The organism is Pseudomonas rhizoryzae, from assembly GCF_005250615.1.
Lineage (GTDB): Bacteria > Pseudomonadota > Gammaproteobacteria > Pseudomonadales > Pseudomonadaceae > Chryseomonas > Chryseomonas rhizoryzae.
On sequence record NZ_SULM01000001.1, the window covers coordinates 513379 to 527482 of the forward strand.

General features: G+C 64.3%; 14 protein-coding genes and 1 pseudogene. 6 read left to right on the forward strand and 9 right to left on the reverse strand.

Going from position 1 to position 14104, the window contains the following annotated elements; genetic code table 11:
• Nucleotides 1-9 precede the first annotated feature (9 nt).
• The 7 genes from kdpF to FAZ11_RS02305 all read right to left on the reverse strand — a co-directional run bounded on the left by kdpF (nucleotide 10) and on the right by FAZ11_RS02305 (nucleotide 6713).
• Nucleotides 10-99 carry a K(+)-transporting ATPase subunit F gene (gene kdpF / locus FAZ11_RS02275; protein WP_081049711.1) on the reverse strand — a complete coding sequence of 30 codons (90 nt, stop codon included), beginning with the start codon at nucleotides 97-99 and terminating at the stop codon, nucleotides 10-12.
• A 160-nt stretch (nucleotides 100-259) separates the two neighbouring features.
• Nucleotides 260-484 carry a hypothetical protein gene (locus FAZ11_RS02280; protein WP_058762740.1) on the reverse strand — a complete coding sequence of 75 codons (225 nt, stop codon included), beginning with the start codon at nucleotides 482-484 and terminating at the stop codon, nucleotides 260-262.
• A gap of 131 nt (nucleotides 485-615) precedes the next feature.
• Nucleotides 616-1695, reverse strand: coding sequence for an endo-1,4-beta-xylanase (locus tag FAZ11_RS02285; protein ID WP_058771984.1), 1080 nt, complete (start codon nucleotides 1693-1695; stop codon nucleotides 616-618).
• An 87-nt stretch (nucleotides 1696-1782) separates the two neighbouring features.
• Entirely contained in the window at nucleotides 1783-1998 is a 216-nt protein-coding gene (locus tag FAZ11_RS02290; RefSeq protein WP_058768407.1) for a hypothetical protein, read from the reverse strand.
• 301 nt (nucleotides 1999-2299) lie between these two features.
• Nucleotides 2300-4900, reverse strand: coding sequence for a bifunctional aconitate hydratase 2/2-methylisocitrate dehydratase (gene acnB, locus FAZ11_RS02295; protein ID WP_058771983.1), 2601 nt, complete (start codon nucleotides 4898-4900; stop codon nucleotides 2300-2302).
• 368 nt (nucleotides 4901-5268) lie between these two features.
• Complete coding sequence (locus FAZ11_RS02300; protein WP_058771982.1) at nucleotides 5269-6000, reverse strand: aspartate/glutamate racemase family protein; 732 nt, start codon at nucleotides 5998-6000, stop codon at nucleotides 5269-5271.
• 8 nt (nucleotides 6001-6008) lie between these two features.
• Nucleotides 6009-6713 (reverse strand): GntR family transcriptional regulator, encoded by a 705-nt coding sequence (locus FAZ11_RS02305; protein WP_058762745.1) that lies wholly within the window; start codon nucleotides 6711-6713, stop codon nucleotides 6009-6011.
• Nucleotides 6714-7010: 297 nt separating this feature from the next.
• Between FAZ11_RS02305 and FAZ11_RS02310 the strand changes: the two genes are divergently transcribed.
• From FAZ11_RS02310 to FAZ11_RS02320, 3 genes are all read left to right on the forward strand, one after another.
• Nucleotides 7011-8456 carry an NCS1 family nucleobase:cation symporter-1 gene (locus tag FAZ11_RS02310; RefSeq protein ID WP_058771981.1) on the forward strand — a complete coding sequence of 482 codons (1446 nt, stop codon included), beginning with the start codon at nucleotides 7011-7013 and terminating at the stop codon, nucleotides 8454-8456.
• A gap of 96 nt (nucleotides 8457-8552) precedes the next feature.
• Nucleotides 8553-9029, forward strand: a complete 477-nt coding sequence (locus tag FAZ11_RS02315) for a DUF1289 domain-containing protein (protein ID WP_058768409.1) — start codon at nucleotides 8553-8555, stop codon at nucleotides 9027-9029.
• A gap of 73 nt (nucleotides 9030-9102) precedes the next feature.
• The gene (locus tag FAZ11_RS02320) at nucleotides 9103-9714 is read left to right on the forward strand and encodes a MiaE family protein (RefSeq protein ID WP_167371470.1); all 612 of its coding nucleotides are present in this window, start codon (nucleotides 9103-9105) and stop codon (nucleotides 9712-9714) included.
• A 6-nt stretch (nucleotides 9715-9720) separates the two neighbouring features.
• Here FAZ11_RS02320 and FAZ11_RS02325 read toward each other — a convergent pair whose 3' ends face one another.
• Nucleotides 9721-10413 carry an endonuclease gene (locus tag FAZ11_RS02325; protein WP_058771979.1) on the reverse strand — a complete coding sequence of 231 codons (693 nt, stop codon included), beginning with the start codon at nucleotides 10411-10413 and terminating at the stop codon, nucleotides 9721-9723.
• Nucleotides 10414-10551: 138 nt separating this feature from the next.
• Here FAZ11_RS02325 and earP point away from each other — a divergent pair.
• The 3 genes and pseudogenes from earP to FAZ11_RS02335 form a co-directional block, all read left to right on the forward strand.
• Nucleotides 10552-11679, forward strand: a pseudogene (gene earP / locus FAZ11_RS24745) (elongation factor P maturation arginine rhamnosyltransferase EarP); the annotation flags it as partial.
• A 48-nt stretch (nucleotides 11680-11727) separates the two neighbouring features.
• Nucleotides 11728-12294 carry an elongation factor P gene (gene efp, locus FAZ11_RS24750; protein WP_167371469.1) on the forward strand — a complete coding sequence of 189 codons (567 nt, stop codon included), beginning with the start codon at nucleotides 11728-11730 and terminating at the stop codon, nucleotides 12292-12294.
• A gap of 122 nt (nucleotides 12295-12416) precedes the next feature.
• Nucleotides 12417-13157 (forward strand): sulfite exporter TauE/SafE family protein, encoded by a 741-nt coding sequence (locus FAZ11_RS02335; RefSeq protein ID WP_058786853.1) that lies wholly within the window; start codon nucleotides 12417-12419, stop codon nucleotides 13155-13157.
• On the opposite strand, the gene FAZ11_RS02340 is transcribed toward FAZ11_RS02335, so the two are convergent.
• Entirely contained in the window at nucleotides 13158-14009 is an 852-nt protein-coding gene (locus FAZ11_RS02340) for a LysR substrate-binding domain-containing protein (RefSeq protein ID WP_058768412.1), read from the reverse strand.
• Between the last annotated feature and the right edge of the window lie 95 nt (nucleotides 14010-14104).

Below are 14104 nucleotides of genomic sequence, written 5' to 3' on the forward strand. Positions count from 1 at the left end.
GCCGCCTCCCTAGGACCGGCCGGCGCGCAGCAGCGCCGCCAGCAGATAGACGAACAGGCCCGCTGCCAACAGCAGGGCCAGGATATTCCAGGGATTCATTGCACGCTCTCCACGACTTGAGGCTCCTCGAGCGGCGATTGCCGCGTGGAGAAATTGTCGTGAGGAGGGCTGTAAAGAAGCGAGGCGCGGCTGGGCGAGGGGGCGTAAAGAAAGCGTTAAATCGGTCCCGCCACCCAGGAGTGGCGGGGCCTGCAGATCATCACTGTTGCGGGGCGCTCTGTTGCTGCTGTTCCTGCTTGGCCTTCTTGTTGGCCTCGTGGTGACCGATGGCGCAACCGGCAGCGGCGCCGGCGACACCATGCCCGCCGGCGACGTGACCCGCGGCGCCGCCCACCACGGCGCCCTTGATGCAACCGGCGGCGAAGGTGGCTTGGCTGGCGCCCAGTAGCAGGGCAGAAAGAGCAAGGGTAGGCAGGAGCTTCATGGTGGCGACCTCTCGTGGGTGCGAAGTAATGTCCTGCAACAATTGACCGGGTGGGCGTCCTGCCAGTTCGCCCGTGCAAAGCATTCTTCCGACGAAAAGCCGCGAGCTAGAGGCACCGGCGAATGAGGTCGCTACTGCGGTCTGAGATGCAGCACCGCCCAGTAGGCTGGCTTCGGTCGCTGCTGGCGATCGAACAGCAAGGGCTGGTCATCGCCCGGCACACCTGGTTGGTTGTTGAGATAGCTGTGGTCATCGGCTACCCCCCACCAGGTCACGGCGGTGACCTCGGGATGCGTCAGGACCATGGCCAGCAGGTCGCGATAGCGTTCGGCTTGCAGCCCCAAACGCTGTTGCAAGGTTAGCGTGGGTCGATAGTCATGGTGCTGATAGAGACTCATGTCCAGTTCGGTGATCTGGTTTTCCAGGCCCAGCCGCGTGAACGTCGTGAGCGACTGGTCGATGGCCGCCAGGGACGGCCAATAGATACTGATATGGGTCTGGTGGCCGATGCCCTGTACCGGCACGCCCTCGGCCAGCAGCCCCTTCACCACCCGCGCCAGGCAGTCGCGCTTGGCCGGTTCATGGGTATTGAACTCATTGATGAACAGCCGCGCCTGGGGATCGGCGGCATGGGCCGCACGAAAGGCCTCGGCGAGATAGCCGGGGCCGACCACCTGCAGCCAGCGGTCGTTGCGCAGGCAGCCTGGCTGGTTGGCGTCTATGACCTCGTTGACCACGTCCCAGGCGTAGACCCGACCGCGGTAGCGCCCGACCACCGTGGCGATGTGCTGGCGCAGTCGCTGCAGCACCTGCTCGCGCGAGGCCGGCTGGCCATCATCCCCTTGCCAGAACCAGTCCGGCGTATGGCTGCCCCAGAGCAGGGTATGGCCGCGGATCGCCAGGCCATTGTGCTGGGCGAAGTCGACGATGGCATCGGCCGGCCCGAAGACGTAGCGATCCTCCTGGGGATGGATCTGCAGGGGCTTCATGGCGTTCTCGGCGACCACACTGCTGAACTGCTGCGCCAGCAGCGTGCCATCAGGACTTGCGAGCTGGCTGGGCTCGATGGCGGCGCCGATCTTCAGCCGCCCGCCATAGGCTGCGGCCAGGGAGCGGGTGGCAGCCGGCATCTCTGAATTGGCCGCCAGGGCGATAGCGCTGGCATTCAAGAGACCGAGAAACAACAGCAGGGCGATGACGGAGGGCGGCATTTTCGAGATTCCCTTGGGGACCCTAGTATGGCCTCGTAACGAGGCAGCGCTGCTTTCCGGCATCCCGTCAGGAGCAGACCATTGACCTCAGAGGAAATGGTGCGGGTGATCTTCCTGCTTGGCCTTCTCCGCCATGTGATGGCCAATGACACAACCGGCGACCGCGCCCGCGATGGCATGGTGACCGGCGACATGCCCGGCCACACCGCCCACCACGGCGCCCTTGATACAACCGGCTGCCATGCTCGTCTGGCTGAGGCCGAGCAGCAGGGCGGTCAGGGTGATGGCAGCAAGACGTTTCATGAAAGGGACCTCGGGCTTGATGGAGATCCGAGGGTAAGGGCGGCAGGGTTAACTGGCGCTTAAGGCGCGTGCCTTCTTCGCGCACTGTATCGAACGCGTCAGCCAGGCCCCACACTGCTCGGACACAGCGAGGCTCCCGTAGCGTGGAAAACGGCGCAGCCTTTTCCACCGATAGCCACCGATAGCCACCGATGCCTCTCTTGGTCTCCCGCGTGGACAAGCCTCGCGTTGTCCACCCTGCTGCGAGATCACCATAAAAAAACCGCCCCGAAGGGCGGTTTTTCAGTACCGAACGCTAGCGTCAGACTTCGACGGCGGCGATGCGGGCCTTCTCGGCGCTTTCACGGAATTCGGCGATCTGATCGAAGCTCAGGTAGCGGTAGACGTCCGCGGCCATGCTGTCGATGCTCTTCGCGTATTCCATGTACTCCTCGACGGTGGGTAGCTTGCCCAGGATCGAGGCCACCGCCGCCAGTTCCGCCGACGCCAGGTAGACGTTGGCGCCGTCGCCCAGGCGGTTGGGGAAGTTACGGGTGGAGGTGGAGACCACGGTGGCGTTGGCGGCCACGCGGGCCTGGTTGCCCATGCACAGCGAGCAGCCCGGCATTTCCATGCGCGCGCCGGCCTTGCCGTAGATGCCGTAGTAGCCTTCCTCGGTCAGCTGGTGCTGGTCCATCTTGGTCGGCGGCGACAGCCACAGGCGGGTCGGGATCGAGCCCTTGACTTTGTCCAGCAGCTTGCCGGCCGCGCGGAAGTGACCGATGTTGGTCATGCAGGAACCGATGAACACCTCGTCGATCTTGTCGCCGGCCACTTGGGACAGCAGGCGGGCGTCGTCCGGATCGTTCGGGGCGCACAGTACCGGCTCGGTGACTTCGGCCAGGTCGATCTCGATGACTTCGCTGTATTCGGCGTCGGCATCGGCGGAGAGCAGTTCCGGGTTGGCGATCCAGGCTTCCATGGCGCGCGCACGGCGCTCCAGGGTGCGCGGGTCACCGTAGCCTTCCTCGATCATCCAGCGCAGCAGGGTGATGTTGGACTGCAGGTACTCGGTGATCGACTCGGGCGACAGCTTGATGGTGCAACCGGCGGCGGAACGCTCGGCGGAGGCATCGGACAGCTCGAACGCCTGCTCCACGGTCAGGTCTTCCAGGCCTTCGATCTCGAGGATGCGGCCGGAGAAGATGTTCTTCTTGCCCTTCTTTTCGACGGTCAGCAGGCCTTTCTGGATGGCGTAGTAGGGGATGGCATGCACCAGGTCACGCAGGGTGATCCCGGGCTGCATCTTGCCCTTGAAGCGCACCAGCACGGATTCCGGCATGTCCAGCGGCATGACGCCGGTGGCGGCGGCGAAGGCCACCAGGCCGGAACCGGCCGGGAAGGAGATGCCGATCGGGAAGCGGGTGTGGGAATCGCCACCGGTGCCGACGGTGTCGGGCAGCAGCATGCGGTTCAGCCAGCTGTGGATGATGCCGTCACCGGGACGCAGGGAGACGCCGCCACGGGTGCGGATGAAATCCGGCAGGGTGTGGTGGGTCTTGACGTCGATGGGCTTGGGATAGGCCGCGGTGTGGCAGAAGGACTGCATCACCAGGTCGGCGGAGAAGCCCAGGCAGGCCAGGTCCTTCAGTTCGTCACGGGTCATAGGACCGGTGGTGTCCTGGGAGCCGACGGTGGTCATCTTCGGCTCGCAGTAGGTGCCGGGACGTACGCCCGCGACGCCACAGGCCTGGCCGACCATCTTCTGCGCCAGGGTGTAGCCCTTGCTGCTCTCGGCCGGCTGGTCCGGCTTGTTGAACAGGTCGGACGGGCCCATGCCCAGTTCGGCACGCGCTTTTTCAGTCAGGCCACGGCCGACGATCAGCGGGATACGGCCGCCGGCGCGGACTTCGTCCAGCAGCACGGGGGTCTTGAGTTCGAAGGTGGCGAGCACCTCGTCGCTGCCGTGGCGGGTGACCTTGCCGGCCTTCGGATAGACGTCGATGACGTCACCCATTTCCAGGGCGGACACGTCGAATTCGATCGGCAGGGCGCCGGCGTCTTCCATGGTGTTGTAGAAGATCGGGGCGATCTTGGAGCCGAAGCAGAAACCACCGGCGCGCTTGTTGGGCACGTAGGGGATGTCGTCGCCGAAGAACCACAGCACCGAGTTGGTGGCGGACTTACGGGACGAACCGGTACCGACCACGTCACCGACGTAGGCGACCGGGAAACCCTTGGCGCGCACTTCCTCGATCTGCTTCAGCGGACCGATGCTGCCTTGCTGCTCGGGGACGATGCCGTCGCGGGCCATCTTCAGCATGGCCAGGGCGTGCAGCGGGATGTCCGGGCGCGACCAGGCGTCGGGGGCGGGGGAGAGGTCGTCGGTGTTGGTTTCGCCAGGCACCTTGAACACGGTCAGGGTGTACTTCTCGGCGATTTCCGGACGCTTCTGGTACCACTCACCTTCGGCCCAGGACTGCATCACGGCCTTGGCGTGGGCATTGCCCGCCTTGGCTTTCTCGGCCACGTCATGGAAGGCGTCGAACATCAGCAGGGTGTGCTTGAGTTGTTCGGCGGCGACGGCGCCCAGTTCGGCGTCATCCAGCAGTTCGACCAGGGTGGCGATGTTGTAGCCGCCCTGCATGGTGCCCAGCAGCTCGGTGGCGCGCTGCTTGGAGATCAGCGGGGACTGGGCTTCGCCCTTGGCGATGGCGGAGAGGAAACCGGCCTTGACGTAGGCGGCTTCGTCGACGCCCGGCGGAACACGGTTGGTGATGAGATCGACGAGGAAATCTTCTTCGCCGGCGGGGGGATTCTTCAGCAGCTCGACCAGACCGGCCGTTTGCTCGGCGTTCAGCGGCTGGGGCACGATGCCCTGGGCGGCACGCTCTTCTACGTGTTTACGATAGGCTTCAAGCACAGGTTGACCCTCATCAGTGGTCCAAATATTGCGTCCGGGGGCTGACGCCCCGAAATGTATCCGGCAGGGGTGACGGGGGAGGCTGCGGGCAGGACCGCCGTCGCGCCGGACGCATTCCGCTAGAAGCTGTTTTCAAAGTTTTACGCCGGCTGCCGCAGGGCAGGTGGGGCAGCGAGCGGTTGATGAGGCCGCCGCTGCCCAGGTCGCCGAATGATCGGTCGCCGGAAACTTTGCTCGTGACGCTTTGAAAACAGCTTCGTATCGGACATTGCGCCTATAAGGCTGCCCAATTCTACGCCAAGCCTTTGGCGAAGTTAAGCGCTGCGTTGTCGCATCTTGGCGTCGCGAGGTTGGACCTTGGTCGCAGCCTAGCGACCCAGATGGGCAAAGCGACCGGTGAAGGGCTTGCCAATGGGATAGGCCAGGTCCCCGTGCTTGCTGGTACCCAGACCCAGGTCGACCAGCGCCTCGGCCAGCTTGACCGCGGCGCTGACGCCTTCGATCACCGGGATGCCGATGGCTTCGCTCAGGGCTTCGCGCAGATCGGCCATGCCGCCGCAGCCGAGCACGATGGCGCCGGCGCCTTCTTCGTCCCGCGCTCGCCGGCCTTCGGCGGCGATCAGCTCGATCAGGCTGTCATCGGCAGCTTCCAGCGCCAGCACCGGCAGGTCGATACAGCGCACCGAGGTGCACAGCTCGGCGAAGCCGTATCTCTGCAGCAGATGCTCGGCGATGATGCGGGTGCGGGTGAGGGTGGTCACCACGGCGAAGCGGGTGGCCAGCAGGCTGGCCAGGTGGAAGCCGGCCTCGGCGATGCCCAGCACCGGCCCCTTGGCCATTTCCCGTGCGGCCAGCAGCCCCGGATCGCCAAAGCAGGCGATGACGTGGGCCGCGCAGCCCGCCTCGACGCCCTTGCGCATCTCCTCGATCACCCCGACCGCGGCCACCGCCTCGTCGTAGTGGCTTTCGATGGACACCGGGCCAGCGTCTGGATTGCTGGCGAGAATGGTGGTGCCCGGACGGGCGACGGCCTGGGCCGCGTGACCGATCTTGGCGGTCATGGCGGCGCTGGTGTTGGGATTGATGACCTGAATCTGCATGGGGTGCCTCAACTGCGTTTGAAGATGCTGCGGAAATCCGGCTCGGCCGCCGTGGGCCGATCGATCCGCAAGGATTCGCGAATCAGGCGCAGGTGCTGCGCCATCCAGTCGCTGGCGGCGGTCCCGTCGCCCTGGGCGAGCAGGTCCAGCAGCTCGCCGTGCTGGCCGCAATCGCAGCCCAGGCTGTGGCGCGAGCCATAGATGGCGATCAACAGCGACGAGCGACTGGCTAGCTGGGCGACCTGTTCGGTCAGCACCTGGTTGTCGGCCAGGGCCGCGAGTTCGACGTGGAAGCGGGCGGACAGCTGGATCGCCAGGCTGTGGCGACCGCTGTGCTGGGCCTCATGCTCCTCTATACAGAGTTGTCGCAGCGGGGCCAGTTGTGCTGCGTCCACGCGGGTGGCGACCAGGGGCATCAGTGCGGGCTCGATCAATTGCCGCGCAGCCAGGATGTCCTGGGCTTCCTTGGCGCTGGGCTGGGCGACCTGGGCGCCGCGGTTGGCGCGTAGGGTCACCAGGCGCTCCAGCGCCAGGCGCTGCAGCACCTTGCGGATGCCGGTGCGGCTGATACCGAAGGTCTCCGCCAAGGTGTCTTCCGGCAATCGGGTACCGGGCGCCAGGCGATGTTCGACGATGGCTTCGAGGATGTCCTGATAGATCCGCTCGTCTCGGGGGGAAGCGGCAACGGCGAGTGGCGAAGGTACTGCACTCATGGGCGTGCTCCGGCGATTTGCGTGAATTGTATACAAAATTCTGGTTGGCGACGACGAGAAAAAGGCTGAGCGGTTATGCGCCAAGGTAGCGCTTCACTGATACCAAATGCCCCAGAGAAGTGCACATCTGCACTGTGTGTTGTCGTTGTGCCAGAGCGGTTTGCCGATAAATTCCTTTGCTCAGCCAACTAGTTAACTAGATTCTTGAGTAACTGGCACGTTCTCTGCCTGGTGGATTGTATACAAAATCAGGCAGGCATCGTACGCAGGTGCCTGCCACCACGGAGGAGGCGATTCGTGACCCAGCACATTCCACCGGGCTACAGCCCACGTCTGTATAACGAAGATCTCGGCCCGGTCGAGCAAAAATGGAGCTGGTACAACATCTTCGCTTTCTGGATGAGCGATGTGCACAGCGTGGGTGGCTACGTCTTCGCCGCCAGCCTGTTCGCCCTGGGCCTCGCCAGTTGGCAGGTGCTGATCGCGCTGCTGGTGGGCATCTGCATCATCCAGGTGATCGCCAACCTGGTCGCCCGCCCCAGCCAGCAGGCGGCCGTGCCCTATCCGGTGATCTGTCGGTTGGCCTTCGGCGTCTTCGGCGCGAACATCCCGGCAGTGATCCGCGGTCTGATCGCGGTGGCCTGGTACGGCATCCAGACGTACCTGGCCTCCAGTGCGCTGGTCATCGTGGTGCTCCGCTTTTTCCCGGCCCTGGCCGTCTATGGCGACACCCACTTCCTCGGCCTGTCCTATCTCGGCTGGATGGGTTTCCTGACGCTCTGGGTGTTGCAGGCCTGCGTGTTCTGGGCCGGCATGGAATCGATCCGCCGCTTCATCGACTGGGCCGGTCCTGCCGTGTACGCCGTGATGTTCGTGCTCGCCGCCTGGATCGTCTGGCGCGCCGGCTGGAGCAACATCAGCTTCACCCTGGCGGAGAAGCAATTGACCGGTTGGGCCGCCTTCGGCCAGGTGATCATGGCCATCGCCCTGGTGGTGTCCTACTTCTCCGGGCCCACGCTCAACTTCGGTGACTTCAGCCGCTACTGCCGTTCCATGCAGGACGTCCGGCGTGGCAACTTCTGGGGCTTGCCGATCAACTTCCTGGCCTTCTCCCTGGTCACCGTGGTGATCGTCTCCGGCACCCTGCCGGTGTTCGGCGAGATGATCCACGACCCCATCGCCACCGTGGCCCGCATCGACAACACCACCGCCGTGCTGCTGGGCGCCTTCACCTTCGTCACCGCCACCATCGGCATCAACATCGTGGCCAACTTCGTCTCGCCGGCCTTCGACTTCGCCAACGTGGCGCCGAGCAAGATCAGCTGGCGCGCCGGCGGCATGATCGCGGCCGTGGCCTCGATCTTCATCACCCCCTGGAACCTGTTCAACAACCCCGAGGTGATCCACTACACCCTGGATGTCCTGGCCGCCTGCATCGGCCCGCTGTTCGGCATCCTGCTGGTGGACTACTACCTGCTGCGCAAAGGCCAGATCGACGTCGATGCCCTGTTCGATGACACCCCCACTGGTGCCTACTGGTACAGCGGCGGGGTCAACTGGGTGGCCGTCCAGGCCCTGGTCGCCGCGGCGCTGATTGGGCTGTGCTTCACCTTCGTGCCCTGGTTCAAGCCTATCGCCAACTTCGCCTGGTTCACTGGCTGCTTCCTGGGCGGGCTGTTCTTCTATGCCCTGAGCCGCCGCAGCACCAGTCCGCTGCCGGCTGGCGGCGCCACCGCCGTCTGATCGACCCGCTGATCCCCAGCGGCCGGAGTGGGCTACCTGCTCCGGCCGCTGGCGTTTCGGGCTAGACTAGGCGTTTTGCTCCAAGGCGCTTCACCCATGTCCACTCCTGTCATCAAGACGCCCTGCGTCGGCCTCTGCTCGACGATGTTCGGCGATCACGTCTGTCGTGGCTGCAAGAGATTCCATCATGAGGTGGTGAACTGGAATCTCTATAGCGAAGAGGAGCGCCTGGCCGTCTGGGCGCGCCTCGAGCTGCTGCTGGTGCAGGTGGTGTCGGCCAAGGTCGACGTCTTCGATCCGGCGCTGTTGCGCCAGCAACTGCAGCAGCGCAGCATTCGCTTCCGCCCGGATCAGTCGGAATATTGCTGGGCCTATCAGCTGCTGGCCCGCGGCGCGCGCCATATCCAGCAACTGGACGCCTATGGCATTCGCCTGCTGCCGGAATTTCGCGAGCGCCCCCTGGCCGAGTTGCGCGACGCCATCGACCGGGAATTCTTCCTGCTCTCCGAGGCCCATTACGACCGCTACATCGCCCCGCGCTTTCTCATCGAAGGCGTCGAGAGTCGCGTCTGAGCGTCGTCAGGCGAGCGGCGCTGCCCAGGCGCGCACCTTTCTCTATAATGCGCGGCTTTTGCACGGGATTACGCTGATGTCCTTGCCCGAGATGAATGACTTCCTCGGTTGCCGCACGCCGGATGCCTGGGTCGAGGCCGCGCTGCAGGATCTGCCGACGTTGCTGCAAGACCACGCCAACAACGAGAAGAAGGCCGCCGGCGCCGCCTTCCACTATCTGTTCACCTATTCCAACCGCGCCGAGCTGTCGTGGAAGATGTCGCGCATCGCCCGGGAAGAACTGCGCCATTTCGAGCAGGTGCTGCAGATCATGAAGCGCCGCGGCATCGAGCACCGCAACGTCAGTTCGGCCCGCTATGCCGGTGCCCTGCGCAAGCTCTGCCGCAATCACGAGCCGCTGAAGCTGACCGATAGCCTGGTGATCGGCGCCTTCATCGAATGCCGCTCTTGCGAGCGCTTCGGTGCGGTGGCGCCTCATCTCGACGAAGAACTGGGCAAGTTCTACAGCGGCCTGCTGGCCTCCGAGGCGCGGCATTTTCAGGATTATCTCAAGCTCGCCTATCTCTATGGCGAAAGGGACGACGTCGACGCCAAGATCGCCGAGGTCCGCGCTCTGGAAGTAGAGCTGATCACCTCCAGTGATCAGGAGATGAGATTCCACAGCGGCATCCCTTCCGCGGCCTGACCCAGCTCATTTGCAGGCCTTGGTCTCGCCGACGTAGGGGTTGCCGCGGCCCATGATGCAGGCCAGGCGCTGGTTGCGCTGGCGCTCCCAGGCCTCCGGCGGATACTGCTTGGTCCAGGCGGTGTAGAGCTGGCGATCCTGCTTGGACAGGCGCAGGCCGTAGCGGTCGCTCATATAGAAGTAGGTGCGCGCCACCATGCCGCGGATCTCCGGGCGGGGCATGGCGGTCTTGGCCTTGAAGTCCACCACCATCTGGCAGGCGCCGTACTGGGTCGGCTTCTGCGGTAGCCAGCCGAAGGTGAAATTGCTGCGGTCGCCATTCACCTCGCCGACCACCGGTACCAGGTTGAACAGATCCGCCTCGGCCTGCTGATACACCGGATCGTGGGCCGTGCAGTTCTTGCGACCGCCTTTCTGCCAGCACTGCCGCTGATGGCCGATCACCCAGGCCGGCACGATGTGTTCCCACTCGATCCGGCTGGCGCGCTGGGCGCTCTTGCGCGGGACATAGCCGCAACTCTTGAGATCCACGGTCTTGCCGCTGTAATGGCAGCCGCAATAGAAGTCCACGCTCTGCTTGGCGTAGAGCTTGGCGGCTACCACCTTGGCCTCGCGAAAGGTGCGGGGTGGTTCAGGGGTCGCCAGGGCTGTCAGGGAGGCCAGGGTCAGGCAGAGCAGCAGGGCGGGGCGCAACGACATGGAGAATCCGTCCGAAAAAGCGCGGATACTACCGACCCGCATGAGGTCGCGGTGTGACTGGGTTCACTGGAAGCCGTCCCGCTCGTGCCCGCATTCTGTTGCGGAAAGAATTCGATATCAATGACTTAGAGGTAAGGCATGGCCGCCTGGGACATCTTCTGCACGGTGGTGGACAACTATGGTGACGCGGGCATCACCTGGCGTCTCGCCCACCAACTGGTTGCCGAGCACGGGCAGCAGGTCCGTCTCTGGATCGACGATCTCTATCCGCTGGCGCGCATCCAGCCGGGGGTCGACAGGGCAGCCGAGCAGCAGTGGCATCGGGGGGTCGAGGTCCGTCTCTGGCATGCCGATTGGAAGGGCGCCGAGCCGGGCGACGTGGTGGTGGAGGCCTTCGCCTGCCAGTTGCCGGAAGGCTTCATCGCCGCCATGGCGCGGCGTGCCGAGCGGCCGCTGTGGCTGAACCTGGAGTACCTGAGCGCCGAGGAATGGATCGAAGGCTGCCATGCCTTGCCCTCCCTGCAGCCCACCGGCCTGAACAAGTATTTCTTCTTTCCGGGCTTCACCCCCAAGGTAGGGGGACTGTTGCGCGAGCAGGACCTGTTGACCCGGCGCGACGGCTTTCTTGCCGCCCCCGGGGCCCGCGCTGACTTTCTCGCCGGCCTGGGTGTTCAGCGCCAGCCAGGGGAGCGCCTGTTTTCCCTGTTCGCCTACGAAAACCCGGCGCTGATCGACTGGCTGGATGTCCTCAGTGCGAGTACTCAACCTACCTGCCTGCTCGTGCCGGAAGGGCGGGTGCTGGCCAACGTAGCGGCCTGGCTGGGCGTCGACTGGCTCAAGGCGGGCGATGGCCACGGTCGCGGTGCCCTGCGGGTCCAGGTGCTGCCCTTCGTCTCCCAGCAGGACTACGACCGCCTGCTCTGGTGTTGCGACTTCAACGCCATTCGTGGCGAAGATTCCTTCGTTCGCGCGCAATGGGCCGGCCATTCGTTCGTCTGGCATATCTATCCGCAGGAAGAAGATGCCCATTTCGTCAAACTCGAAGCCTTTCTCGCCCGCTACGTCGAGATGGCTGCGCCCACGCTGGCCCAGGCGGTCAGCAGCTTCTGGCTGGCCTGGAACGGTCGTGGCGACCTGGCTGCGGCCTGGTCGGCACTCGAGATGCAGGTCGCGGATTGGCGGTTACTGGCGAGCGATTGGAGCGAGCGGATGGCTTCCCATAGCGATCTTGCCAGCAGCCTGGTGCTTTTCCATACAGATTGGCTATCATATGGCGCCTCGAAATCCCGTTCTTCCATCCATACGGATAACCGCATGAAAACCGCACAAGAGTTCCGTGCCGGCCAAGTGGCCATGATCGACAACGCTCCCTGGGTCATCCAGAAAGCTGAATACAACAAGTCCGGCCGTAACGCTGCAGTGGTCAAGATGAAGCTGAAGAGCCTGCTGTCCGGCAGCGCGACGGAAACCGTCTTCCGCGCCGACGACAAGCTGGAGCCGGTCATTCTGGATCGCAAGGAAGTCACCTACTCCTACTTCGCCGATCCCCTGTACGTCTTCGTCGACGCTGAGTACAACCAGTACGAAGTCGAGAAAGACGATCTGGGCGAAGCCATTGCCTTCATCGAAGACGGCATGACCGACGTCTGCGAAGCCGTGTTCTACAACGATCGCGTCATCTCCATCGAACTGCCCACCACCATCGTGCGCCAGATCGCCTACACCGAGCCGGCCGTTCGCGGCGATACCTCGGGCAAGGTCATGAAGACCGCTCGCCTGAACAACGGCTACGAGCTGAAGGTGTCCGAGTTCTGCGATATCGGTGACCACATCGAGATCGACACCCGTACCAACGAGTACAAGTCGCGCGCCAAGGTCTAAACCAGGCGTCTCGACAGAAAGCCCGGTTCGCCGGGCTTTTTGCTGTCTGGGCTTTCGCCGCGAGCGGGCCTGGCCGGTTTCTTCAAATGCGTTTGCCGCTGGATATAACTGCCGTGGAATCGCTGTTTACCTTGTTGATCGATGTCGCTCTTGGGGCGGTACTGGGTGTCGTGGGTGGGCTGTTCGGGATCGGCGGAGGGTTGATCGCCATTCCGGTATTGGCGCTGCTGTTCGGGCTCGACCAGCAATTGGCGCAGGGTACGGCCCTGGTGATGGTGGTGCCCAATGTGCTGCTGTCGGTCTACAAGTACAACCAGCGCAACCGTATCGACTGGCAGCGCGCCGCCTTGCTCGCCGCGGCCGGCATGCTCTCGGCCTTGATCGGTACGGCGCTGGCGGTATCCCTGGATGCCCGCTCGATGCGCCACGGCTTCGTCGGCTTCCTGCTGCTCCTGGTGGTCTACAACCTCTGGCAGCTCTATCGTCGCGGCCAGCCACCGCTGACCACGCCCAGTCGCACCGGGCTGGGCGTGCTGGGGCTGGTGGCCGGCTTGGTGGGCGGGTTGTTCGGTGTGGGTGGCGCGGTGATCGCCACGCCGATCCTGGCCGGCGTGATGGGTCTGACCCAGGTGGCCGCCCAAGGCATGTCGCTGGCCATGGCCTTGCCCACCACTGGCGTCACCTTGGCCAGCTATGCCTGGCATGGCGAGGTGGACTGGCGCGTCGGTATTCCCCTCGCAATCGGTGGCCTGCTCAGCGTGAGCTGGGGCGTAAAACTGGCCCACCAGCTTCCCGAGCGGCTGCTGCGTCTGTTGTTCTGCGGTTTTCTACTATTCTGCGCAGTGCTTTTGGCGCTCCGCTGACTATTGCCGAAAGCCCTCGGCGATGTGTTCGGCGAGGGTGTCGATGATCGGCGAGGCGCTGCGGGGACTGCGCAACAGCTCGATGGAGCAGGACGGCAGGTCCGGCATGCCGTCGGCTTCGCCGAGTCGACGCAGCTCGCTCGGCAGCAGGCTTTCCAGTTGCGCGGTGACCGCCAGTCCTGCCTTGACGATGCCCAGCAGCGCCGCCAGGCTCGGGCTACTGTAGGCCAGACGATAGCCACGGTCGCGATTGTCCAGAGCGCGTCGAGCCCATTCGCTGAGGAAGCAGGAAGTATTGAACATCGCCAACGGTAGCGGATCGCGCTGGTGCACGTCGAAGCCGGGCGCCTCGGCCCAGACGAAGCGTTCCCGCCGCAGCGGCAAGCCGATCTCATTGCCCGGCTCGCGGGTGACGATGGTCAGATCCAGATCCTGGCGTTGCAGCAGGCCAGCGGTGGTCTCGCAGTGGACGTCCACCTGCACCAGGGGGTAGGCCTTGGCGAAGCCGGCCAGGATGCCCGGAATGAACCTCATGACGTAGTCGTCGGGCGTGCCGATGCGGACCGTCCCCACCATGTGCGGCTCGCGCAGGGTGGTCATCACCTCGCCGTGCAGCTTGAGGATGCGCCGCGCGTAGCCCAGCAGGATCTGGCCTTCCGCGGTCAGGCGTACCTGGCGCCCTTCGCGTTCGAACAGTCGGCGCTGCAGCACGTCTTCCTCTAGTTTGCGCATCTGCATGCTGACCGCCGACTGGGTGCGATTGACCACCTCGGCAGCGCGAGTAAAACCACCCTGGTCAGCGATGGCGACGAAGGTGCGCAGCAGGTCAGTCTCTATGCTCGGATAGTTCATCTCATCAGCCTAAGGAATGGATCGCATCAGAAAGATTCGTTGGATTGATGTTAAGCCGGATTGGAGACTTGAGCCACAGCCCTTAGAGAAGGAGT

What these genes read in the sequence shown, in the direction of transcription:
- FAZ11_RS02290 (WP_058768407.1), bottom strand. Translation starts at nt 1,998, where the DNA reads ATGAAACGTCTTGCTGCCATCACCCTGACCGCCCTGCTGCTCGGCCTC.
- FAZ11_RS02280 (WP_058762740.1), bottom strand. Translation starts at nt 484, where the DNA reads ATGAAGCTCCTGCCTACCCTTGCTCTTTCTGCCCTGCTACTGGGCGCC.
- efp (WP_167371469.1), top strand. Translation starts at nt 11,728, where the DNA reads ATGAAAACCGCACAAGAGTTCCGTGCCGGCCAAGTGGCCATGATCGAC.
- FAZ11_RS02285 (WP_058771984.1), bottom strand. Translation starts at nt 1,695, where the DNA reads ATGCCGCCCTCCGTCATCGCCCTGCTGTTGTTTCTCGGTCTCTTGAAT.
- FAZ11_RS02305 (WP_058762745.1), bottom strand. Translation starts at nt 6,713, where the DNA reads ATGAGTGCAGTACCTTCGCCACTCGCCGTTGCCGCTTCCCCCCGAGAC.
- kdpF (WP_081049711.1), bottom strand. Translation starts at nt 99, where the DNA reads ATGAATCCCTGGAATATCCTGGCCCTGCTGTTGGCAGCGGGCCTGTTC.
- FAZ11_RS02325 (WP_058771979.1), bottom strand. Translation starts at nt 10,413, where the DNA reads ATGTCGTTGCGCCCCGCCCTGCTGCTCTGCCTGACCCTGGCCTCCCTG.
- FAZ11_RS02315 (WP_058768409.1), top strand. Translation starts at nt 8,553, where the DNA reads ATGTCCACTCCTGTCATCAAGACGCCCTGCGTCGGCCTCTGCTCGACG.
- FAZ11_RS02340 (WP_058768412.1), bottom strand. Translation starts at nt 14,009, where the DNA reads ATGAACTATCCGAGCATAGAGACTGACCTGCTGCGCACCTTCGTCGCC.
- FAZ11_RS02300 (WP_058771982.1), bottom strand. Translation starts at nt 6,000, where the DNA reads ATGCAGATTCAGGTCATCAATCCCAACACCAGCGCCGCCATGACCGCC.